Genomic DNA, 22,483 nt, shown 5'->3' with positions numbered 1-22,483 from the left:
TAACCAGGTTATATTGTTGTTTTTTTTCATGATTCAATCTCTATTTTAAATCTATCTGGCTAATTATGGAAACACGATCGGCTGCCTGTTTTCATCTAACTTGTCTGTGCCGTAATCTATTTTGTATTGCGCAAGTGCTATCTTGCATTGAGCCTGTAATGCCCTGGCATGTACCGCTGTAATGGTATTAGGTGGCAAATCCGGATTTACTGTTAGATCATTTACAACCACAAAATTGGATAACCCGGTCACCTGGATTACGAACTTATATTTCTCGTCACTGTAAGCGCCGAAGAAAGTTTTCAGAGCGGTAGTAATTGGGACAGCATTGTCCCAATTGTCTGGTTTTGTAATGGCATTCTTAAATGTAATTTTAAGCTTGCCCAATTCCCTCAAGGAGGCTTGGAAAGTCGCTGATTGTTTGACTGTAAATGAGACCTTTAAATCTTTGTTTAAAAACAGCGTCTGATCTGTAGGTTTGTCTACGTATAAGGCTACTCTACCCACTGATTTTCCTGCAGGTACTTTATAGGTTTTTAAAGTAAAATTTAAAAGTTTTGCGTCATTGTCTACCGTAACCAGTTCAAATGTACGGTCATAGTTAACAGGATACCCTGCAATTCGGTAATTAAAAACTATAGAATCCCTGTTCGTTGGGCTATAAGCAAAATTATGGGTAATGCTGTCTTGAACCCCTGCATCTGTGCCTAACCAGATGTTTAATAAAGGAACTTCTTCTTCAAAATATTGCAAATCATTTTTTTTGCAGCCTGCTATCGTCAAAAACACGAGCAGGGAAATATAAGTATATCTCATATTATAAATATTAACGATTATTAGTTCGGTTTCCTGCTTCCAATTCAGCTACTGGCAGTGGCCATATGTAAGCTTTTATGTCTACAAGATTCTTGTCTGTACCTGTGATAGTTGTTCTGTTCAGCCTTTTATACAGATAAAAAAGTTGGCCTTCAGCAAAAAACTCCTTCCTGAATTCTTCAATGTAAGTCGCCGTTGGATCCGGCGGCTCTATAGTTAGCGCTTGTAATCCTCTTGCTTGTCGTACTTTGTTGATCGGAGCAATTATACTTTTACCCTCTGCCAAATTACTGCCTGCAATGATAAATTGCATTTCAGAGATTTTTATGACCACGCTTTTGTTCCTGTAATACAACTCCTGGCTTACCGGCGCACTGTATTTGCGGCTGTAATAATTGCTTGCTTTTACGCCTTCCCCTACTTCGAAAAGGTAGATGTACCGATAATCGATGGACTTATCTGGATAATATGCATCATGCGTGGCCGAATTAAGATAAAAGGTGTAGATAATATTTGCATCTTTTGATAAATACTCAGTAGAGTAAGTATACATATTATTGATATGCAAGCCGAATATGTGCTCCGGTGCTCCGGATAGATCGTTACCTATACCAAGATTGGATTGTAATGAATAGGTGAATTTACCAGAGTTGATTACTGTAGTGGCAGCTGTACGAGCTTTTTCATATTCGCCCGTATAGTAAAACATTCTGGCTAATAATGCCTCAACAGCATAATAATTGAGATGTAACTGGCGATTGATCAAATAACCATTATCGTCAGCTTGTGTAATGGTTCTTCCGGTAAGTATTGGATCTGTTCTCAATAACTCTTTTGCTGCTTCCAGGTCTTTGCGAATAAATTCATAGGTTTCTTTTACGGTAGACTGCTTAGTTTGATTGGCACTGTACTGTGTTACATAAGGTATTGCTGGTTTATTCATGTCCACCATATAAGATGCTCCAAAAAGCCTTACCAACTCGAAATGTAAAAAGGCACGTAAAGCCAGCGCCTCACCCTTAATAATAGAATAATTATCTCCGCTAAAGATCGATTTCTTGCTGTCTATCTCAACTAATAAGTTATTGGTATTACTTATGGCTTGGTACAATCCATTCCAGATGCTGCTCATGCGACCTTGAACAGTGGAACTCTCATAATTATATTCCGCTTCACCATTATAACCTTCTGGAAAAGAAGACCACTCATGTGATAAAACGGCAAGCATACCGTACTGCTGTTCTTTACCATATAAATTTTCAGCGATCATCAAGGTATAAACACCCGCGAGAGCTTCCTTGAAACCAGATTCAGTTTTAAATAATTCAGATGATTTAATTTGAGAATTAGGTTCTACATCCAGCCATTTTTTGCAGGATGATAACATGCTTGCCGTTAAGCATATTATTAATAAATATTTAAATCTTGTATTCATACTCTTAATTTAAAATGTCGTTTGTAGTGAAAAAGAAAAAGTACGTGCAAATGGATATTCTGTACCACGTTCAATTCTTACTGTAGAAAGCACAAATACTTCATTCATGAGTATTGAACATTTTAAATTTTTAAGCCCAAAACGTTTCAAATTTTTCCATTTAAAGTCATAGTATGCATTTACTGAAGAGAGGGTTAAATCACTTTTGTTCTCTATAAATCTGGTGGTGGCACGAGTTTGAGTTGGCCTTGTTGAAATTCTTTTAAAAGGAACCTTATCACCTATGTTTAACCACGTATTATTGAAAACCCTGGTATCAACATTATTGGCTATATCAACATTCTCTACACGACTTGCTAAGGTAGAATTATAATAGTCTTCGCCTATAGTATATCTAAATGTCCCACTAAGCCCCCAGCCTTTGTATTCCAGATTAAGTCCAAAATTACCCCTTAATAACGGGTCTGTAATCCCGGCAACAATTTGATCATTAGGATCCCATACATAGGTTGTACTTCCATCTTTTTTTACATAAATTTCATCTCCTGTTGCAGGGTCTATACCTAATGAAGGCACTGCCCAAATTGAGGACATAGACTGTCCCTCCTCAAAACGGGTTACAGGACGATTTGAGGCATCGGCCAATTCATCCTGCTCTTTGTTTAGCTGTTTGAGCCCATCTGAAATCTTCGTAATTTTATTGCTATTTCGAGCAAAGGAACCAAAAACAGATACGTAGGACTGTGTTTTTGCATTACGGTATAATTGGTAACTCACGGTACCTTCATATCCTATATTTCGCATCGACCCAAGATTCTCTTTATACGTAGTGAATCCGGTTGATGGTGGCAACGTTAAATCCGTCAGCAGATTATTAGTATTAGCCACGTAGTAGTCAAGTCGGATATTTAACCTTTTTAACAAATTAATATCTAGTCCTATATTGTTGTCAATTTTTTCCTGCCAGCGAAGGTTATCATTTGCCAACGCTGACAAATATGCTCCCGATATATTGTCGTACGTACTACTCGTAAAGAACGTGTAAGTAGCTAATGCCTGATATGGATTGAAATTTTGACTGCCAGTAGATCCAATTGAAGCCCGGATTTTGAGCATATCGAATATATTTAGCTTTTTAATAAAATCCTCATGGTGCAAGTTCCAACCCACGCCTACAGATAAGAAGGTTCCCCAACGATTGTTTGCACCAAAAACGGATGACGCATTTCGTCTTGCGCTTACATCCAGCAGATAACGGTTATCGTAAGCGTAACTTCCAAAAGCCAGTAGACCAATTTCCCTTTGGATGTTTTCTGTACCAGAAGGTACTCCATTTAGTGCATACTGACTGGCAAAAGATATAAAATCAACTCTGTTATTTAAAAATCCTTCAGCCGCCATACCATGTGTTTGCCCTTGAGTAGACCCAAGGTTAGCACCACCATTTATGAGTACCAGATTTTTACCCCACATCTTTGTCCAGTTCGCAAACACATCGGAATTTAAAGTGGTAGTTTTTCCATCTGTGATGTTATATGTGCCCCTTCTGTAAAAATTTTCACCTGTCATTTCTATAAAACGGGTATGATCTCCAGGATAAAATAACTCAGAATCAGTACGATTTTGAGTGAAGCCTACACGACCTGTAATTTTCAACGATTTTGCAGGTTGCCATTCGGTATAGAAATTTTCTGTAACTTCTGTATAGTTCGAAAAGTTTTTGGTATTCAGCGTAGCATTATAAAGAGGATTATAATAGTAAGTAGGTGGTGCTGTTCCACTTGATCTAAACTCTCCTAGCACCTTATTGATACGTCCATATTCGTCCGTTGGTGCCCAATAAGGATTCAGCCTGGTATATTCACTAAATGTGCCATAGGGTGAATTTATTGACTTGTTTAAGTTTATATTTAATATATTCCTGAAAATCAATTTTCCACTTCGATAGGAAAGATTAATAGAACCACCGATGTTATCACGCTTCGATTCTTTCATAACACCGGTTAAGTTATTGTAATTTAGATCTATCCCGTAACGCATACTTTGATCTCCGCCTTCAAGATAAAAGCCATGTTTCATGCCTAAGCCCACACGTAAAGGCTTTGATAGCCAATACGTGTTAACACCCCTGGCTATATCTGCCTCAATCAAGTTAGCCTGTTCTGTTAAAAATTGTTGGGTAAGAGGTGATGGAGAGGTGTATCTTCCTGCATTACGTTCTACTTGTAGCTTTTCTGAAGCATTGGTTAAGTGATAAGAAGTAAGATCTGGAGCCTCGATATTATAGTTACTATTATAAGTGATTCGCAGTTTTCCTTCCTGAGGTGCAAGTGTTTCAATAACAAGCACTCCGTTCGCTGCCTTTGATCCATATATGGCTTTAGCAGAGGCATCTCGCAATATAGTTATCGAAGCTACTCTGTTCATGTCCAGGTCGTATATTTTCTGTAGGTTTGCTTCGAAACCATCTAAAATAAACAAAGGTAAATTCGGGTTGCCAGAATAATCTCCGCGTACATCTTCCAGACCCGCCTGACCGCGCAGTTGTATATCTGGAAGTACATTAGGATTGGATCCTAATGACAAATTTTCCGTCAGTACAAAGGAAGGGTCAAGGTTTTGCAGACTCTGCAAAATGTTTTTATTTCCGACTCTTTTTAGATCTTCACCTGTAAAGGTGGAGGCACTTCCTGTAAAACTATCTTTCGTACGTCTTGAATAACCTGTTACTACGACTTCATTGAGATCATCCGCAAAAGGTTTCAATACAACCACAAAAGGAAGGCTGATTTTCTGTTTCAGGTTTATCTCTTGCCGTGTAAAACCCACACTCGTAATCACAAGTGTTTCATCATTATCCTCTGCTGTAAGCATAAACTCGCCAGAACTGTTTGTAACGGTCGAGTTCCTTGGATTGCCAAGAATAGTGATACCAGCCCCTGGAATGGGTTGCCTGCCTTCGTCAACTACCCTCCCTAAAATCTTTTGAGGTCCTTTAACTGATGTAGCAGGCACAGACTTTGGCATGGTGGTGGATGGAACCTGTGTGGTTGTTGCTCTTTTGCGAATAATGATTTTGTTTTCCCTAACTACAAAGTCCAGCGAAGTCTTGCTGAGTAGCTTATCCATTACAGCTTCAACAGACATACTTTTAGCTTTCAGCGTAACTTTGTATGGGCTAATCATTTCTTCACTAAAAACAAAATTGTAGTTGCTTTTCTTTTGTAACTGGTCTAAAGCTTGTTTTAGTGAGATGTTATTAAAGTCAACATCAACTTTTACGGGTTTTATCTGCTGTGCTTTTACCTGTGGTGTAAGTAAAAACAACGCAACAGCCATAAAGCAGATGCTGCAAATGTATGTTTTCATCATATTTTAATTTGTTTTTTTCAATGCGTGAAACGATCCTGATACATTCTCTTTGATCAGCTTAAATATCATAAGGGTTTCATACCTTTGAATTGTGGTTTTTTAATTAAAGTTTAGTTTGGAAGACACGTGTATCCGTCAGTCAGGTGATTGGGATTACATTTCTGAGGATATTTGAAACCGGAATAGATTATTTCGGTTTCTTTTTTTAGTAGCTAATTCTTCATAGGCTGTTTAGTTTTAAGGTTGTGGTTCAGGTTAGTTTTTAATGGTAATATTATTTTGGTTTATTTTATACTGAAGGCCTCTGGTTAAAGTTAGGTCATCCAGAATATCAGTTAGTTTGTCTTTTGCACCAAATCTTGCACTAAAGTGGAACTCTTCCATCTTTTGATCTTCAAAACTGATGTGTACGTTATATTTACGTTCCAATATCGTAGCTACTGTTTTAAAGTCTTCATCATTAAAGCATAGTCCACCCTGCATCCAGGAAACTACATTACTGGCCAGAAGTTTTTTCTTTTCCATTGTTGAAGAAACCCTGTCGTATACCATTTGCTGATTAGGAAGTAACATTTGATTATTCACCGCAACTTTTCCTTTAGTTACCGTAATATTGATGGTGTTTAACCAGGAATAAGAACTGATGTTAAAAGCAGTTCCCAATACATTGGTCAGCGTTTTTCCAGCCTTAACCTGAAAAGGCTTTTTGTCATTGTGTTTAACGTCAAAATATACCTCTCCTTCAATCAGCACAACTGTTCTGAGAGCAGGATCAAACTGGTCTGGAAAACTAATTTTACTTCCCACGTTCAATATTGCGACAGAACCGTCGGGTAATGCAATACGCTTTCTTTGGGTGTTACTGGTTTGTGCTATAATTTGGGCATGAGTACTGAATTTATAGATCAACTCATCCTTGTACATTAAGCCAAGTGTAAGCCCTAAAATAACAACTGCCGCAGCAGCATATTTTGCTATATAGGTTAAAGTAAATCTATTTTTGCGTTCATTATTGATGTTCAAAAGAAGACGGTTCAGGATTTTTTCCTGTGTTGCCCTTTCATTTCCCATAAGTTCCTCGTTCCAGGAGCCTGGGTTTTCTTTAAAATTCTCAACTGCCACAGAAATCTTTTCAGTTATTTCTGCTTTGTGCTGTTGTTTTAGTTTGTTTCTTCTAAAAAATGAGAGAATCATATGCTGCTTTTTAACTAAAGACACAGCAAAGAGGGGTATCCCCCAAAGGAATTATGATTTTATTTTAAAAAAGTGAAGAATATTCCTGTAAGCACCAAATAATCCCCCAGTTTAATCCGAAGCTGACGTAAACCTATGGTGATTTGGTTTTCAACAGTCTTCGGAGAGATATTTAGCCGCAATGCGATCTCCTTATTAGAAAGATGTTCCTTTCTGCTCATTAAAAGGATGGTCCGGCACCTTTCCGGTAATTCTGCGATGGCTAAATTGTAAATCTTGCTCAATTCCTTGGAATTGAATTCATCTTCTATCAAAGTTTCTGATGAAATAGGTTCAGGCTGCACATTCACTGCTTTTAAAAGATTTTTTTCTGAACGTATTGCATTCAGCATCCTGTTCTTTACAGCAACGTATAAGTAGTCTTTCAAAGATTTAACCTGTAGAGCAGCCCTTTTATTCCATAAATAGAGGAAAACATCATGGACCACATCTTCGCAGGTTTCCTGGTTAGCGGTAATTTTAAAAGCGCAGCGGTAAAGTTCAGACCAGTATTTATTGTAGATGAAAACAAATGCAGGCTGGTTATCCTGCTGTAACAAGGCTAACAATTCTGAATCTGATATATCTTCCCTAATCCTCGCCATTAAATCTTTAGCTGCCTATTTTTTATAAAAATACATTTTATACGGCAAGATTAGCAAAAATGCATGCAAATCTTATCAGTTTTTAATTTTCAATGCCTAATCGTTAATATGCTGTTATCATCTGATCCAAAAATAATTGGAATTGCCTCCTGAGCCGGATGAGACAAACAACGCAGTATTTATATTTTAATATGTATTTTTGTTTATGGATGTAATGATCATATGAGCTATCGGATAGAACTCAGGCACCTTAAATATTTCCAGATATTGGCAGAAGAATTGAAGTTCAGAAAAGCTGCTGAAAAGCTTTTTATTTCGCAGCCCGGTTTGAGCAGGCAGATTAGACAAATGGAAGAAATTTATAACGTAAGCCTGTTTGACCGGAGCAAAAGAAAAGTAGAACTTACAGAAGCCGGGCAGTATTTAAAAGCTGAAGTAGACTTTATCTTCAATCATTTAGAAACCATCACTAAACAACTCGAAAACATTGGCCAGGGTAAAGAAACTGAGTTACGTATCGGCTTTTTGGGCTCTGCCGCACAAAATGTTGTCCCAGATCTCATCCTTCGCTTAAATAAAGCCTATCCCGGCATCCAGACCTTATTGGATGAAATGCCTAATAAAATGCAGGTAGAGCTCATAGAAAAAGACAAACTTGATATCGGATTTGTAAGATTGCCGAGGGTACCGGATGGTATTTCCAGGTTCCCGGTGTTTGAAGATACCTTTTCAGTAGTACTTCCAGCTGATCATCCAATTGATGTTGATCATTTTGAAAACATCAGGCAATTAAGTACGGAGCCATTTATCTTTTTTTCCAGTGAGGACAGCCCTTTCTATTATGATCTGATTATGGGTATTTGTGAAGATAATGGTTTTAGACCCCGGGTTTTTCATAAGTCAGTTAATGCTTTAACCATCTTTAAACTGGTGGAACAAGGTTTGGGCGTAGCTATTGTCCCTACTTCATTACAGTATGGTTACCATCTTCAGATAAAGTTTATAGAACTTAAAAATATACGCCAGCGTACCGAGCTGTCCGTCATCTGGAAAGAGTCTAACCGCAATCCTGCATTAAAGAATGTCATTTCCTTAATTCAAAATAAAGGCTGATGGTTAACAATACTTTTGATAACGAGACAGAAGTACTTCATAAAATCTCCAATGGAGATCAGCAGGCATTTTGCGAATTGTTCAATTGCTATCAGAGGTTTGTATACAGCTTTGCCAGTAAGCTTACGCATTCAGAAGACCTGGCCGAAGAGATTGTGCAGGATATTTTTTTGAAGATCTGGCTTAACCGGAAGAAGCTGGCAGAACTGGATAATTTTGGTGCTTACCTTAACCGAGTGGTACGCAATCATTCCTTTAATGTATTAAGGCAACTTTCTCAGGAAGCTAAACTTAAGCAACAAATTGGCTTGCTGTTAACCGATGTGGATGACAATACCCAACATCAGCTCAATTATAAAGAAAGCCGGAAAATTCTGGATGAAGCATTGAGAAATTTGCCTGATAAACAGCGTACAGCTTATCGCCTTTGCCACGAGCAGGGACTAAAGTACCAGGAAGCCGCATTACAGATGCATATTTCTTCTGAAACGGTACATTACCATTTGAAGCTGGCTACCCAAAGCATTAAAGAACATTTTAGAAAAAATGCAGGTATATACCCAGTATTAATGGCCTGTTTGTACCTCTCCTGATGCTTATTCTATAAAAAATAAAATATTTTTATAAAACCACTACCCGATTGGCTTCAATGTGTGTCAATATCAATAGTAAGGCATTGATAACGCTTTATGAATTCTAAAATAATGGAATACGAATGGTTAAGACTGCGAAAAGACTGGAAGAATTACTCAGGATCTATTTAAATCGGTTGGCTACACAACAGGAGACAGAAGAACTCTGGGCTTATGTTGACGATCAAGCGTTTGCGGAGGAAATTATGGAGCAACTTTCCAATGCTTTTGAAACGCAGTCTTCCTTTACTGAATTAGCGGCGCAGCGCCAGCAGCAGATCTTAGCAAATATTTTTGAGCAGGGCGCCAAAATGACTCGTAAACCTATAAGGTTGTGGACTAAAATTGCCGCCGCCGCTTCTGTATTATTGGTACTTGGTGTTGGTTTTTATGCCGGCAGCTATTTTATAAATCAAAATGCGGTTACCCACAACAGCGTATATACCAGCGATATTGCCGCAGGTAAAAACGGGGCTACGCTAACCCTTTCAAACGGACAGAAGATCCGGTTGGCTGATGTAGCAAAAGGAAAGCTTGCTACAGAATCTGGTGTAAGGATTGACAAAACTACTGATGGGAAACTCATTTATCACCTAAGTACTGAAAAAATAAACCGGAATTCATCAGATGATGCCCTTAATACTCTTGCTACCGCAAGGGGAGAGCAATATCAGGTTGTTTTACCCGATCAAAGCAGGGTCTGGCTCAATTCCGCTTCCTCTATAACTTTCCCTGTATCCTTTGCCAACTTAAAAGAAAGGAAAATTCGTTTGGTAGGAGAAGCATACTTTGAAGTTATCCATAACAAAAAGCAACCATTTAGGGTTCAGACCGGGGCGCAGATGGTAGAGGATATAGGTACCGCGTTTAACATTAATGCTTATGCAGACGAACCTGTAGTAAAAACAACCCTCGTAGAAGGCTCAGCCAAGGTAAATGGTGTAACTTTAACCACAGGGCAACAATCTGTATTCAGTACTGCAATATTTAGCGTCCGGAAGGTGCATCCCGAAGATGAGATTGACTGGAAGAACGGTTATTTCCAGTTTAACAATGAAAATCTGGAAAGCATTATGCGCAAGGTATGCCGCTGGTACAATGCCGAAGTACGCTATACCGATGAAAGCCTTAAGACCAACACTTACCTGGGTACTGTAAACCGTACAGCACAAGTTTCACAATTGCTAAATATGCTGGAAAGGACCGGGGGACTCAGGTTTAGCATCAACAAAAACGTAATTACCGTAAGCAGGAATACGGCAGAATAATAATTAACTAAAACCAAAACCAGAACATATGAAAGACCAGGAAAAAGACCACTGAAAAAACTGAAAGATGCAGGTTTTAAAAGAAGGAGAGTGCTTGCTACACTCCCCATCTATAAGGCTGCTTAAAATCCCGGTAAAACCGGTTGAACCATTGAGTCACAATTATTCATTCTAAACAGATAACAAATGTATAAAACTTATACCAGATATTCGTGTGGCCTTACCAGCCATGTCAGGAAACTTTTATTAATTATGAAGCTAACGGCTATCCTTTTAATAACTACACTATTACACGTAAGCGCAGCAAGCTTTGGGCAGCGGATTACGCTGGTTCAAGACCGGGTAAGCCTGGACCAGGTACTTCGTGAAATCCGCATCCAAACGGGCTATGATGTGCTCATCGAAACCACAAAGTTTAAGAATGGGCAAACCATTAAAGCCAACTTTAGAAACAGCTCTTTGGAAGAAGTTTTAGAAGAAATTACCAAAGGCAAAAACCTGTCTTACAACATCGAAAACAAAAGTATCGTTATCAGGGAAAAAGCTCCTTCTGTACTTGATAATGTGGCAGCGTATTTTGCAGCTGTAAATATCCGGGGCACGGTGGTAGATGAGCAGGGGAATGGAATTCCCGGTGTGAGCGTAAAAGTAAAAGGCAGCAGAAAAGTAGTCTCAACTGGTAGCGACGGAAGGTTTGCTGTTGTGGTACCCAATGAGCAGGCGATACTCATATTTTCCTTTGTAGGTTACGCGTCTCAGGAACTGCCGGTAAAAGCCAATATGGTAGTTACTATGGTTCCAGAACTGAACAAATTAGATGAAATGGTGGTGGTGGGCTATGGCAGTACGCGCAGAAAAGATCTTACGGGTTCAGTTGCATCTATTGCGCTTTCCGAAATTAAAGATGTCCCTTTTGCCACGGTAGACCAGGCCCTTACTGGTAAGGCAGCAGGTGTGCAGGTGGTACAGGCAGATGGTTCTCCGGGCGGGATGGCGAAGATCAGGATTAGAGGTGGAACCTCCCTGATGGGTGGTAATGATCCTCTGTACATTATAGACGGCGTGCAGATGCAAATACAAAACAGGTACATTCAGGCTGCTGCCGAGATTACAAGTCCTGTAGAAAGTTTTGGTAACGATGGCGGCGGTCAGACCATTTCAGGTGCTTTTGCCCGCGGATTAAACAGCCTGGGGGGCTTAAATATCAATGACATCGAAACCATTGATATCCTTAAAGATGCCTCTGCTACGGCAATATATGGTTCAAAAGCCGCTAATGGAGTCATCATCATCACCACAAAAAAAGGAAAGCGCAATCAAAAGCCAGTTCTGGAAACCAATTATTATGCAGGATTAAGCAGCCCGGTAAAAGAAAAATTGCTGAACCGTGATCAGTACATGATGATTATGAAAGAAGCGGCAAAAAACCTCAATGACTTACTGGGAAGTACACCGGATGCTACAGCCACGAGTATCCTGAACAATCCCGGTTTTCTGGGGACAGGAGATACCGACTGGATGAAGCTGGTGTTGCGAAATGGGGTTACGCAAAATGTTGATCTTTCAGTACGGGGAGGTGGCACTGGTTCTACCTATTTTACCTCTTTGTCTTACAATAAAAATGAGGGGGTAGTGCTGGGAACCGATTACAAAAGAATTGCAGGAAAGATCAGTCTGGACAACGAAATCACTAATAAATTTAGGGTAAGTACCAATCTGGATTATGGTTTCAGTACCAATAACATCACCAATGGTCTGTATACCCAGGCTTTATTTGCACCACCAACCATTGATGCCTACAATCCCGATGGAAGTGTGAAAATCATTACCGCTGCTATGATTGGTTCATATGGTTTTGAAGGCTTTCAAAATCCGTTGGCTTTATTAGGCGGGATCAACAGAGCAAATAACGTTTCCTTAATTGGATCTATTGCTGCAGAATACGACATTTTAAAAACACTCAAATTCAGAAGCTCTGCTGCGGTAAATTTCAACAACTACCGTCAAACCAATTACATTCCCGGTACCTCATTAGTGGCTACGGCAAGCGGTACTACAAGTTCTAGAAATGGGGTGGCCACACAAGCACAATCTCAAAATGTAGAGGCCTTCTATGAAAATACATTGTCCTGGAACAAAGAGTTTAACAAAGACAACAGGATCAATGTACTTGCCGGTACCTCATGGCAACTGAACAGGAACTCCTCTTTTTCGGCCAGCGGTCAAGGCTTCCCGGACGATAATTACCTGAACAACCTTTCCTCTGCAGCAACTACCTTGCCGGCTACAGGCTTATCGGGACAGAATTCGCTGCTCAGTTTTTACCTGAGGGCAAACTATGCCTGGTATGATAAATACCTCTTTACGTTTACAGGCCGTTCTGACGCCTCTTCTAAATTTCCTCAGAACAACCGGGTGGGATACTTTCCTTCCGGAGGCTTAGCCTGGCGTGTTTCACAGGAAAACTTCCTGAAAGAAGTAAAATGGATTGATGAATTGAAATTAAGGGCCAGTGCAGGTTATACAGGCACGCAGAACATAGCCGACAATCTTTTTTATACACTGTATTCGCCCGTATCCTACGCTGGCTTAAATGGGTTAAGGCCTGCTCAGCTTGGTAACGACCAAATTAAATGGGAGTCTACGCTACAAAAAGACCTTGGTGTGGATTTTCAACTCTTCCAGGGCAGGTTGAACGGCGGATTTGGCTACTACGAGAAATCTACATCTGGCATTTTATTTCCTGCAACAGTTGCTGAAAGCTCAGGTTTCACAGGGGTTACAGCAAACATTGCTGACATCAGAAACCGGGGATTGGAATTGCAGATTGGAGGTGATTTTGTACGGAATAAAAACTTTACCTGGAGTGGAAATTTAAACATCTCCAAAAACAAGTCAAAGGTACTTGCGCTATCAAATGATTTTGCCGATCCTGCCAATCCAAAAGTGTATAAGTACGGCAATACGGTTTTAAAAGTAGGTGAGCCATTGGGTTTACTGTATGGTTATGTAAATGATGGCATTCTGCAAACACCTGAAGAAGTAGCAGCTTATAAAACCAGTTTTCCAATGTCTGCGTTTTATTTTCCTTATCTGGGTGTAGGAAGCAGCAAATATATAATAGACCCAGCCCTCGGTTTCATCAAAAGCGATGTTATTGGTAATGCAGAACCTAAATTTTATGGCGGTTATACCAATACCTTCAGTTATAAGAACTTTAGCCTGGTAAGTCTGGCTACCTTTTCTTATGGTGGTGATATCTTTTATCTGGCAGATATCCAGAATCTGGATGCAAGTCAGCGCACGAATAAAGGAGTACGGATCCTGGATCGGTGGACACCAGAAAATACCACAGCCACCCGGCCCAAACTGGTGCTTACTGATGGATTTGGTTACGGTGCGGCCTCAAAAGACAATATTTATGATGCCTCATTTTTAAGGTTAAAATCAGTTACCCTAAATTATCAGCTGCCAAAATCACTATTGTCTAAACTAAAAATGAGCCGGGCATCCTTTTATGTTTCCGCAACTAATGTGTTCACCATCACCAATTACCCCGGAGCAGATCCTGAGACCAGCAATAACCCTTATAGTCTGATTGGTGGCTACAGTGATTCGGGTGGCTACGCCTCAGTTAAACAGTACAGTTTTGGATTTCGTTTAGGAATTAATTAAGAACATTATGACAACATTATATAAATACCTGGTCGCCGGATTATTGCTGATAGGCTTTGGCGCATGTAAAAAAGAATTGAGTGCTTTACCCCAAAATGCGAAAGTGGATGCCAATACCATTCTGGACCAGGGTACTGCGCAGATTGCCTTAAATGGTGCCTATTACACATTTGCCAATGCTACTGCTGTAAAAACAGGCTGGCAAATGCATGAGGTTTTCCCGGCCAGATTTGCCGGGCACTTAACTTTTGGTGTTTCTACCGGTTACAATGAAGATTTGAATTTGAATGCAAGGACAACCAGCTATTACTGGGCGGAATCTTATATCTTACTAAATTCGGCCAATGGCGTCATTAAGGGGGTAACTGCACTGGCTGACCATAAATTTTCGGCGAATAGAAAACAAGAGATTTTGGCTGAAGCCAGGTTTTTGAGGGCTTACGCACATTTTAAATTGCTGGTTTTTTATGGCGAATGGTATAAGGTGGAAAGCCCATACGGGGTTTTGCTGCGCGATGAATTGTCTACACTGAGCAACATTGCAAAAGCCCGGAGCAGTGTAAAAGAGAGCTATAATTTTATCCTGGCCGATTTGGATGCGGTGATAGCCAATGGGCCGGCCGTCAATCCCAGGCATTATGCTACAAAATGGGCGGGCATGGCTTTGAAAATGCGCGTATTGATGAGTAGGGGCGCTGCAGGGGATTATGCAGAAGTGGTAAATTTGGCCAACACTCTTATCCAAACTGGTCCCTATGTATTGGAAACGAATGCTAGAGATGTGTTTCGTACTGCTGGTTTGACCAGTAAAGAAGTTATCCTTGGGATTATCCCACAGGTAGGGCAGGAGAAGGCTACTTTTAGCAAAAGTTTGCAATATTGGCCCGGTGCATCCAGTTTGTATGCAGCAACTGCGGCATTAAACAATTTGTACGCAAATGACCCTCGCCAAACCTGGGTTATTGGCCCGGCAAACCCAAGTACCCGGGTGCCCAATACATTTTTCTTTACCAAATATATTGCGCAGTCTACTACGCCTACACTAATTTCAGAAGCCAGTTATGCACTGAGGCTTACAGAAGTATACCTTTTAAAAGCCGAAGCCATTGTACGATCGGGTGGTAGTCTGGCCGATGCAAAAGCGCTGATTCATACCGTTCAGGAAAAAGCCGGCATTACATCATCCACAAACAACATCAATTACCTGGCTGTTGAGGCGGCCAGTACCCCTGAAACGTTGCTTGCAGAGATCTATAAAGAAACAGTTAAAAGCCTGGTTGCCGAAGATGGACAGGAATGGCTAGCCTTGTTGCGTCAGCCTTTTGCAACTGTAAGGCAGTTGAGGCATACCATTACTACACAAGAGCAATATATCCTTCCAGTACCAAGATCTGAATTTATGTACAACCCGAGTTTCGGAGAACAGAATCCAGGGTATTCTAAAAATTAAGCAGCAAAATTAAGGGTGATGACATCCATCATCACCCTTAATAATTATTACTTTCCTAAATTGTTATTGCTGAGCCATAAGCCCAGTTCTTTGAGCACCTCTGGTGCTATATCTTCTTTAATTGTTGCATATTCCTGCTGCTGGCAGGTGATACAATGCTGCAGCAAATGATTTAAACCTGGAATTTCTTTAATTGTTACCTTTTTATTTCCACCTTTAGCCGGAAGGTTTTTCCAGTTGCTCAAATTGGGGGCTGAACGTACCATTAAATCCTTGTCGCCATTTATGGCAAGGATCGGTACCTTTACTTTTGGCAGGAAGTCAGTAGGGTCAAACTTTAAAAAATAACGGTACCATGGTTTAACGGCATAATTTACGTAACTGTAAACCGGAAAGCGAAAATGGTCGAACTCAATATTTAAGGTTTTAAAATATACATCGTCTTTCTTTTTCCATTCTGCGTAGGTTTCGTTAAGTTTCTGCTCCATATTTGCCGAATCCACATATTTACGGGCAGTTTGGAACATCAGGTTGTTGATATCGTTAGAACGCTTTTTGTCATAATCTTTCAGTTCTGATGCATTAACTATATCTTCATTTTGAGATTTTAATGAGCTCATACCGTTAATAGCCAAACCAGATAAACTGATGATAAAGGCTACATTTTTAGATTTTGATGCTGCAATTGCACTAGCTGCACCACCTTCGCTATGTCCAAGAAGACCAATCTTTTTTAAACGCAGGTCTTTACGAGATTGCAGGTAAGTAATAGCAGCCAATGCATCATCCGCAAAATCAGCTGTTGTCGCCATCATATAATCGCCTGTAGTTTTTCCGACACCACGATCATCCATGCGCAAAACGGTAAGTCCTTTGGAATTTAAAAATTCAGCCAATACTTTAAACCAGGGGTGTCCGGCCATTTTGCCATCCCTGTCCTGCATTCCACCGCCAGATATCAAGACTACCGCATTATTAGTACTTAAACCCGATGCTGGCACAGAAACCGTTGCGCCAAAAGTAATGCTGCCATTTGTATTTTTAAAAGTTACACTATCGCTTTTAAAGGTTGTTTTTTGAGAAAAGGCTGGTGTACATAGACACCAGCTCAATACTATGATGAAAAATAATTTCATGCTTAATCCGCTTTACGTGCCAGTTCTACCATCATGCTAATTTCGTCAACTAGTTCTGATGGACTTCCCATATAGCCAACTTCCGAAAAACGCAATAGGCCATTTTTGTCGATCACCATTTTATGAGGGATCGGCCCTACACCATAACTTGCCGACATCTTAGCGTCTGCATCAAACAATACGTTAAAGTCAAAATTGCGGTCTTTAAGATATTTATTCACATAAGCTTCATAATCCTTCATTTTCTCCTGGGTATCTACAAAATAAAAAACTACGTCTTTATCATTTTTGTATTTCTCAACGGCCATATTCATTCCCGGAAATGCCGCTTTACAAGGTGCGCACCAGGAAGCCCAAAAATCGAATACCACAACTTTTCCTTTCAGATCGCTTAGTTTAACCATTTTGCCGGCTCTGTTGCTCTTTATGTTGAAATCAGGAACAGATTTTTTAATCATTGATTTTTTTACCTTGCTCTCCAGTTCGGCATTCAATGTTACGTCTTTTAAAGTCGCTAAATATGCATTATAACCTGCTTCACTTTTGTTCTCGGCGATATAGTTCTTTTTCAGCATCTCCAGCATCAGCGGGGTCATCTGGTTTTTCTTCATGGCACTTTCCAGCACAAATTTCAGCTTGTCTTTTTGGCCGTTTCTTTCCAATAAAATTGCCGAAACTTCATTTAAAGGAGAATTACCATATTCATACTTTTGTTGCGCAGCACCCGCAAAACCCAAAGCCTGCTCATCTTTATTTAAGTGCATCAGGATATCCGCATATACGCCAGCATTATCCAGATAAGTTTGCATAAATCCTTCTGGTTTAACTTCATTAAACTGGAGCAGTCTTCCCATCATTGGTCTTGCGTAGACATATGCTTCTTGTGCTGTAAAGCTTTTTAGGGAAACATAGGGTACCTTCATACACTTGTAAAAGATGTTTGGTAAGGTAGCGAATGGTGCTTTTGCTACGTATTTTTTGAATGTTACAGAATCACGATCTACAGAAGCAATTATGATAATAGAACCATAAATTTTAGAATAGTCTATCCAATTTGCCTTATCAAACTCCCTATCGGCCTTATCCATCGGGTAACGTTCCAGAAAGCTGATGTTTAGTAGCATCAGTTTTTTGTAATCTCTTTCAGCACCCATTGCTTTGAAAGCAGCAAGTTTTTCTGGGTTGCGCGCTTTAATCGCAGCTGAATCAATAGAGGCAATTACTTTGGCCATGGAATCTGCAGCAGCAGGATTTTCCAGGATTTCAGCATATACTCTTTTGATGTTGTTTAAATCCTTTACTGTAAAATCAGTAAGGTCTTTCATATAGGCAATGTCTTTCAGCGCCGCTTTTTTAGCTTTTTCAGGATCTACCTTTTTCAGTACTTTTAAATGAGGATAAAAGATATCCCTTTTGCTTGAAGGAGATTGTTTTAACTGTTGCTCCATCCAATACACGACCACATCATCTCCAATTAACAATTTATCTTTGGTGAAATCAGGGAAAAGCTCAGGTACAGATGCATTTCTTAAAAATGCCCAACCGGCGTATGAGCCTGGAACATTTTTACCATCTTTTCCGAAGAGCATCCAGCCGTAGGCAGCAGATTGACCGATATCAGTTAGTTTTCCACTTTTAAATTTAAAAGCAATCAATGCAGCATTAGAGGCTGGAGTAAAATTGGTAGTCCATACGGTATCTTTTTTCTCCAGTGTGATGTCGTTCTTTTTCCATTGGTAATCGCAAAACTGGTACACCGTAGCAGTAATGTTCTTCTTCCCTTCCAGAACAGTACCTTTTGGGTTGTAGGTAACGCCTACCTGTTCACCTGCAACAGGCTTTTCAGTACTTAATTTAAAGTTTTTGTCCTGTGCAAACAGGGATAGGGTTGTAATTGCAAGCATCATAAAGATGCTTGCAAAGGTTAGTTTTTTCATCGGTATAAATTAGTTTTGAATTGTGATGAAGCCATCAGATTTATTCATCTTATTGTGTGGTTTGAAAAATCATGATGGTTTCATTTGTGTGTGTTTATTTATTAGTTACCACCGCCTTTGGAAGCCATGTCAACAACTTTTCCAAAGCCTTCAAATTTATTTAGGAGTAATACTGGTGAATCACCACCACTTCGGTTAATGCTTAATTCATAAACTCGTCCAGTACTTCCATCCCAGGTTGCCACATAAAGAATAGTGCCATCAGTAGCTGATAAGGAGCTGTTTGGCTTTGGTTTGAATATTTTCATGCTTGTAATCGTTTCGGCGGTAGGAAAAGTATACCCTTTAAATGTCGCTATTGAGGAATCGAAATTATACACATAAACGTCGTGTGGAGTGGCATAATAAACTACATTTCCATATTCGCTAGATCTAAATATCGTGGCATTGGAGATATTTGGAAGTGTTGTCATATCATATCTTGCAACAGCCATCAGGCCATCATCTGTTTTGTTAAAATTCGTCACGTATAGCCATCTTCCACTACCTGTAACGTCTTTAAAGAAACTCAATGTATAGCTTTGAAAACCTCTGTCCATGTCAATCAACGTTTTACCAATGTTAGTGAGGTCAAATGGTTGTGTAGTTGCCGCTGGAGACCTAAACTCTGCCATAACATTCGTAGATAACGGATGAATAAACTTCAGCCTTTGATCATCGTAAACAGCAGCTACTATGCTACTGGAAGATGCTTCTGCAATGAATGGCGCAAGTGAGTAATTGCCTGTCACCTCACCTGGAAATATGTTCCCAAGGGGATCTGTTGAATTGATAAAGTGTATTTTTTTATTGTTGATGATAATATCATTGGAACTTAATGAGCTTAAAACAAAAGCCTGAGGAGCAATTACAGTTCCTGGTCGAAGAAACATCCCGGCATCTTCCCGCATATATGAAAAGTCGACACCATTTACCCGGGTTAGGTGCGTGGACGTACCAATAGTTACCCAATTTTCTGTCGTGAATGCTCTTCTAGAGGCGGCGATAAATCTTGGTTCACCAAAAATTGATTGACCCTGTACCTGCGAGTAGATATTCTTATACCATCTGTCTGTTGTTGCCGTTGGCACTGCATTTTTAGTCAGTAAGAAATCGACATCACTAACATTATTTTTAGTATGTAGTACAAGTAAGCCGTAGCCAGTACTAATATTTGGAGTAATAGCAAGGTCAAATATAATATTAGATGTTAATGAGTTTTTAGGGTCTGTAACAATAAGTTCCAGTTTATAGGGCCCAATTGGATAATCTAATTTTACATTTAGATTTCTTGTGCTTGAAATTTTAATTGGTACTGGTATTTCAGTTGTTGTTCCAACTATTACTTTGTAGATAAGCCATTTGTACGTTAGTCTGGAAGTGTCTGCCGCGGCATACCGTATACCTGTTGGTGTAATCTTTATTGTCGCATACCTTTCAACACTGTAAGACAGTGGTACTTTTGTAGTGTCAATTTGAGGGACCTCTGTATTTATATAGTCATAGTTCCCCAGATCCTTTTTACAAGAATAAGTCATGAATATTAGCATCGCAATCGCTATAATGCCAATTTTCTTATATATTTTAGTTCTCATCTGTTTACGTTTTAATTAGGGAATGAAACCAATAGGCCATTTTCGTCAGTTAATGGCGTAGTATGTGTATTGTTATAAATCACTAATGCTTCTTTCATACGGTTCTTAAGATCCGTCATCATTGCAAAAGAATATTCTCCTGGCGCTAGTGGTACTCTGGCACTCGCCTGTAGAACAAAGTCAGTAACACCAAGGATGTCGATGATAAACCGATATTTTGCAGTGCTATATGCTCCAAAAAAATTAACTAAACCTAATCCACCATCCCAATTTCCTGGCTTTACTAAGTTGTCGCTCCATAACACGGTGAAAAAATTATCTTCTATTACACCTGGTTTAAAGTCTGCAGTCTCAGCTATACTAAGGTTAAGTTGAACGGTTTTAGTTTTGATATCGGCAGTCCGGTAAACTAAAACATATAGAAAGCCCTCTACTTGCCCGGCCTTTACAATTCCGTTAATAAAATCAAAATTAGAACCTTCTATAGCGGTACTCCCTTCCTGAATAATTTTACCCCGGACTACGCGATCGTAGTCTTTTGGAAATCCCATTGTTTTCACTTTAATTTTTACTGTATCTTTTACAATAGCAGGTGGAACGAGCAAAAATGAATAAGACTTGTTGGTTATCCTGGTTTTATTGAGGTCTGTTGCCCGTTCAAAAAAGTAAACCTGAGGGCTATCAACATAAGCCTCTATGCTCTTATTACAGCTGCAAAAACCTATTGTTATAAGTGCAATTAGCACAAAATATATATTTAATTTTTTCATGATCTTACAATTAATTACCATATTTCAATTCATCGTCCGGCAGAGGAAATACATATATAGCATTGCTTCCAACAACTGCGGAGTAATCTATAGTAGAGGCATTTAGCCGTTTGTAGTAATAAAATAATTGACCTTCAGCTATGAATTCACGACGATATTCTCTAAATATTTGGTTTTGGAGCTCTGAATCTGTGACTGTAGGAGCAATATCTGCGTTTTGATTTCTAGCTCTTCTTACCGCGTTTAAATACCCAACTGCTCTGGTTTTGTTTGTCGCTATCAAGCACTCGGCTGCTATATAATACATCTCTGAAACTCTTATAAGCGGCATTTTATATAAAAAGTTGGCAGTTGTTCCTGCTGCCGGAGTGTATTTTGTGCTATATCTATAGACGTTGCCAGGTGCATCAGACAAATATAGATAACGATAATCTGAGCTTACCCCATCAAAATCGGAAAGGTATTGTGAAGCAAGTTTTGCCAGCCTGTTAGCATCTGTACCAAAATAAAGTGCAGTATAGGTATGCAGATTATTTATGTTCAATGAAAAGATCAGTTCAGAATTATATACTTTGTCCTGACCAGAGGTAATAGATGTTGATGTCGCAAAAGGAAATGCTGCAGAATTAATCACCTCTTCTGCACAAATTAATGCGTTTGTTTTATCGCCCGCATATAAATATACCCTTGCCTGTAATGCTTTAACAGCATAGTAGTTAAATTTGTAATTTCTATTCCTCAGATAGTTGTTTGTGGTAGTATTACCTGGTACAATTGGATCTGAATTTTTAAGCAATGCAGCTGCGGTATTTAGGTCGGCAATTACTTTTCCAACGATATCCCTTACGCTTGTCCTTGGTGTATTTTGGGTGTCAAATGTTGCAATATACGGTATAGCCAATGCATCCATCCCTCCTGAGGAGGCAGGTGCAGGTGCATACAGCCTCAACAAATCAAAATGCATAAAGGCCCTTAATCCTAATGCTTCGCCTTTGATTACGTTGTAGTTAGGTCCGGTAAATGTCGGCAAGTCTGTTCGATTCAGATTCTCAATTAGGTTGTTGGCATTTGCGATGCCATTATACATGTCTTTCCAAACGGCTGTTGTTCTTTTCTTAAGACTATCCAGCTGATAATTGTAAGTGTCGAACTGAGAATACACACCTGTAATTTGACTGTATTGACGGCCAAATACATCCACTAAACCAAAGGTTAGCTCTTTGCCGTAAAGATTTTGGGACGTAAGCTTTACGTAAATACCCGTTAGGGCATTTTGATATCCTGCTTCATCTTTAAATGCAACCTCAGACTCTATCTGAGTTTTTGGTTTAACGTCAAGAAATTTTTTGCATGCAGCCAAATTCAAGGCCAGCAGAGCAATTGTTATATAATAGATTCTCTTCATGG

General features: G+C 39.5%; 15 protein-coding genes. 5 read left to right on the top strand and 10 right to left on the bottom strand.

Annotated features, from left to right (window positions below; all coding sequences use genetic code 11):
- Positions 1–63: 63 nt before the first annotated feature.
- From LPB86_RS19380 to LPB86_RS19360, 5 genes are all read right to left on the bottom strand, one after another.
- Positions 64–816, bottom strand: a complete 753-nt coding sequence (locus LPB86_RS19380; protein ID WP_230693071.1) for a DUF4843 domain-containing protein — start codon at positions 814–816, stop codon at positions 64–66.
- Positions 817–826: 10 nt separating this feature from the next.
- Positions 827–2,203: a RagB/SusD family nutrient uptake outer membrane protein gene (locus tag LPB86_RS19375; protein ID WP_230693070.1), complete on the bottom strand. Its 1,377-nt coding sequence runs from the start codon at positions 2,201–2,203 to the stop codon at positions 827–829.
- 57 nt (positions 2,204–2,260) lie between these two features.
- Positions 2,261–5,623 carry a SusC/RagA family TonB-linked outer membrane protein gene (locus LPB86_RS19370; protein ID WP_230693069.1) on the bottom strand — a complete coding sequence of 1,121 codons (3,363 nt, stop codon included), beginning with the start codon at positions 5,621–5,623 and terminating at the stop codon, positions 2,261–2,263.
- 255 nt (positions 5,624–5,878) lie between these two features.
- Positions 5,879–6,817, bottom strand: a complete 939-nt coding sequence (locus LPB86_RS19365; protein ID WP_230693068.1) for a FecR family protein — start codon at positions 6,815–6,817, stop codon at positions 5,879–5,881.
- A 59-nt stretch (positions 6,818–6,876) separates the two neighbouring features.
- Positions 6,877–7,461, bottom strand: a complete 585-nt coding sequence (locus tag LPB86_RS19360) for an RNA polymerase sigma-70 factor (RefSeq protein WP_230693067.1) — start codon at positions 7,459–7,461, stop codon at positions 6,877–6,879.
- 222 nt (positions 7,462–7,683) lie between these two features.
- On the opposite strand from LPB86_RS19360, the gene LPB86_RS19355 reads away from it, so the two are divergent.
- The 5 genes from LPB86_RS19355 (at position 7,684) to LPB86_RS19335 (ending at position 15,599) form a co-directional block, all read left to right on the top strand.
- Entirely contained in the window at positions 7,684–8,574 is an 891-nt protein-coding gene (locus tag LPB86_RS19355; protein ID WP_230693066.1) for a LysR family transcriptional regulator, read from the top strand.
- Positions 8,574–9,167 (top strand): RNA polymerase sigma factor, encoded by a 594-nt coding sequence (locus tag LPB86_RS19350; protein WP_230693065.1) that lies wholly within the window; start codon positions 8,574–8,576, stop codon positions 9,165–9,167. The genes LPB86_RS19355 and LPB86_RS19350 overlap by 1 nt, the downstream gene beginning before the upstream one ends.
- A gap of 122 nt (positions 9,168–9,289) precedes the next feature.
- Positions 9,290–10,474: a FecR family protein gene (locus LPB86_RS19345; RefSeq protein ID WP_230693064.1), complete on the top strand. Its 1,185-nt coding sequence runs from the start codon at positions 9,290–9,292 to the stop codon at positions 10,472–10,474.
- 186 nt (positions 10,475–10,660) lie between these two features.
- On the top strand, positions 10,661–14,149 hold the full coding sequence (locus LPB86_RS19340) for a TonB-dependent receptor (protein WP_230693063.1): 3,489 nt from the start codon (positions 10,661–10,663) through the stop codon (positions 14,147–14,149).
- Positions 14,150–14,156: 7 nt separating this feature from the next.
- Entirely contained in the window at positions 14,157–15,599 is a 1,443-nt protein-coding gene (locus tag LPB86_RS19335; RefSeq protein WP_230693062.1) for a RagB/SusD family nutrient uptake outer membrane protein, read from the top strand.
- 47 nt (positions 15,600–15,646) lie between these two features.
- On the opposite strand, the gene LPB86_RS19330 is transcribed toward LPB86_RS19335, so the two are convergent.
- The 5 genes from LPB86_RS19330 to LPB86_RS19310 form a co-directional block, all read right to left on the bottom strand.
- The gene (locus tag LPB86_RS19330) at positions 15,647–16,735 is read right to left on the bottom strand and encodes a S9 family peptidase (protein ID WP_230693061.1); all 1,089 of its coding nucleotides are present in this window, start codon (positions 16,733–16,735) and stop codon (positions 15,647–15,649) included.
- 2 nt (positions 16,736–16,737) lie between these two features.
- Positions 16,738–18,672 carry a TlpA disulfide reductase family protein gene (locus LPB86_RS19325; RefSeq protein WP_230693060.1) on the bottom strand — a complete coding sequence of 645 codons (1,935 nt, stop codon included), beginning with the start codon at positions 18,670–18,672 and terminating at the stop codon, positions 16,738–16,740.
- Positions 18,673–18,773: 101 nt separating this feature from the next.
- A complete protein-coding gene (locus tag LPB86_RS19320) occupies positions 18,774–20,306 on the bottom strand; it encodes a PKD-like family lipoprotein (RefSeq protein WP_230693059.1) in 1,533 nt (510 codons plus the stop codon).
- A gap of 11 nt (positions 20,307–20,317) precedes the next feature.
- Entirely contained in the window at positions 20,318–21,076 is a 759-nt protein-coding gene (locus LPB86_RS19315) for a DUF4843 domain-containing protein (protein WP_230693058.1), read from the bottom strand.
- Positions 21,077–21,086: 10 nt separating this feature from the next.
- Positions 21,087–22,481 (bottom strand): RagB/SusD family nutrient uptake outer membrane protein, encoded by a 1,395-nt coding sequence (locus tag LPB86_RS19310; RefSeq protein ID WP_230693057.1) that lies wholly within the window; start codon positions 22,479–22,481, stop codon positions 21,087–21,089.
- Positions 22,482–22,483: the final 2 nt, after the last annotated feature.

Source organism: Pedobacter sp. MC2016-14 (assembly GCF_020991475.1).
Taxonomy (GTDB): Bacteria; Bacteroidota; Bacteroidia; order Sphingobacteriales; family Sphingobacteriaceae; genus Pedobacter.
The sequence above is the reverse complement of the archived record's forward strand: the minus strand, read 5'-3'. Positions and strand labels throughout refer to the sequence as shown.

Bases quoted from the DNA above. Each gene is read 5' to 3' on its own strand.
- LPB86_RS19380 (WP_230693071.1), bottom strand. From the start codon at position 816: ATGAGATATACTTATATTTCCCTGCTCGTGTTTTTGACGATAGCAGGC.
- LPB86_RS19375 (WP_230693070.1), bottom strand. From the start codon at position 2,203: ATGTTATCATCCTGCAAAAAATGGCTGGATGTAGAACCTAATTCTCAA.
- LPB86_RS19370 (WP_230693069.1), bottom strand. From the start codon at position 5,623: ATGATGAAAACATACATTTGCAGCATCTGCTTTATGGCTGTTGCGTTG.
- LPB86_RS19365 (WP_230693068.1), bottom strand. From the start codon at position 6,817: ATGATTCTCTCATTTTTTAGAAGAAACAAACTAAAACAACAGCACAAA.
- LPB86_RS19360 (WP_230693067.1), bottom strand. From the start codon at position 7,461: ATGGCGAGGATTAGGGAAGATATATCAGATTCAGAATTGTTAGCCTTG.
- LPB86_RS19355 (WP_230693066.1), top strand. From the start codon at position 7,684: ATGAGCTATCGGATAGAACTCAGGCACCTTAAATATTTCCAGATATTG.
- LPB86_RS19350 (WP_230693065.1), top strand. From the start codon at position 8,574: ATGGTTAACAATACTTTTGATAACGAGACAGAAGTACTTCATAAAATC.
- LPB86_RS19345 (WP_230693064.1), top strand. From the start codon at position 9,290: ATGGTTAAGACTGCGAAAAGACTGGAAGAATTACTCAGGATCTATTTA.
- LPB86_RS19340 (WP_230693063.1), top strand. From the start codon at position 10,661: ATGTATAAAACTTATACCAGATATTCGTGTGGCCTTACCAGCCATGTC.
- LPB86_RS19335 (WP_230693062.1), top strand. From the start codon at position 14,157: ATGACAACATTATATAAATACCTGGTCGCCGGATTATTGCTGATAGGC.
- LPB86_RS19330 (WP_230693061.1), bottom strand. From the start codon at position 16,735: ATGAAATTATTTTTCATCATAGTATTGAGCTGGTGTCTATGTACACCA.
- LPB86_RS19325 (WP_230693060.1), bottom strand. From the start codon at position 18,672: ATGAAAAAACTAACCTTTGCAAGCATCTTTATGATGCTTGCAATTACA.
- LPB86_RS19320 (WP_230693059.1), bottom strand. From the start codon at position 20,306: ATGAGAACTAAAATATATAAGAAAATTGGCATTATAGCGATTGCGATG.
- LPB86_RS19315 (WP_230693058.1), bottom strand. From the start codon at position 21,076: ATGAAAAAATTAAATATATATTTTGTGCTAATTGCACTTATAACAATA.
- LPB86_RS19310 (WP_230693057.1), bottom strand. From the start codon at position 22,481: ATGAAGAGAATCTATTATATAACAATTGCTCTGCTGGCCTTGAATTTG.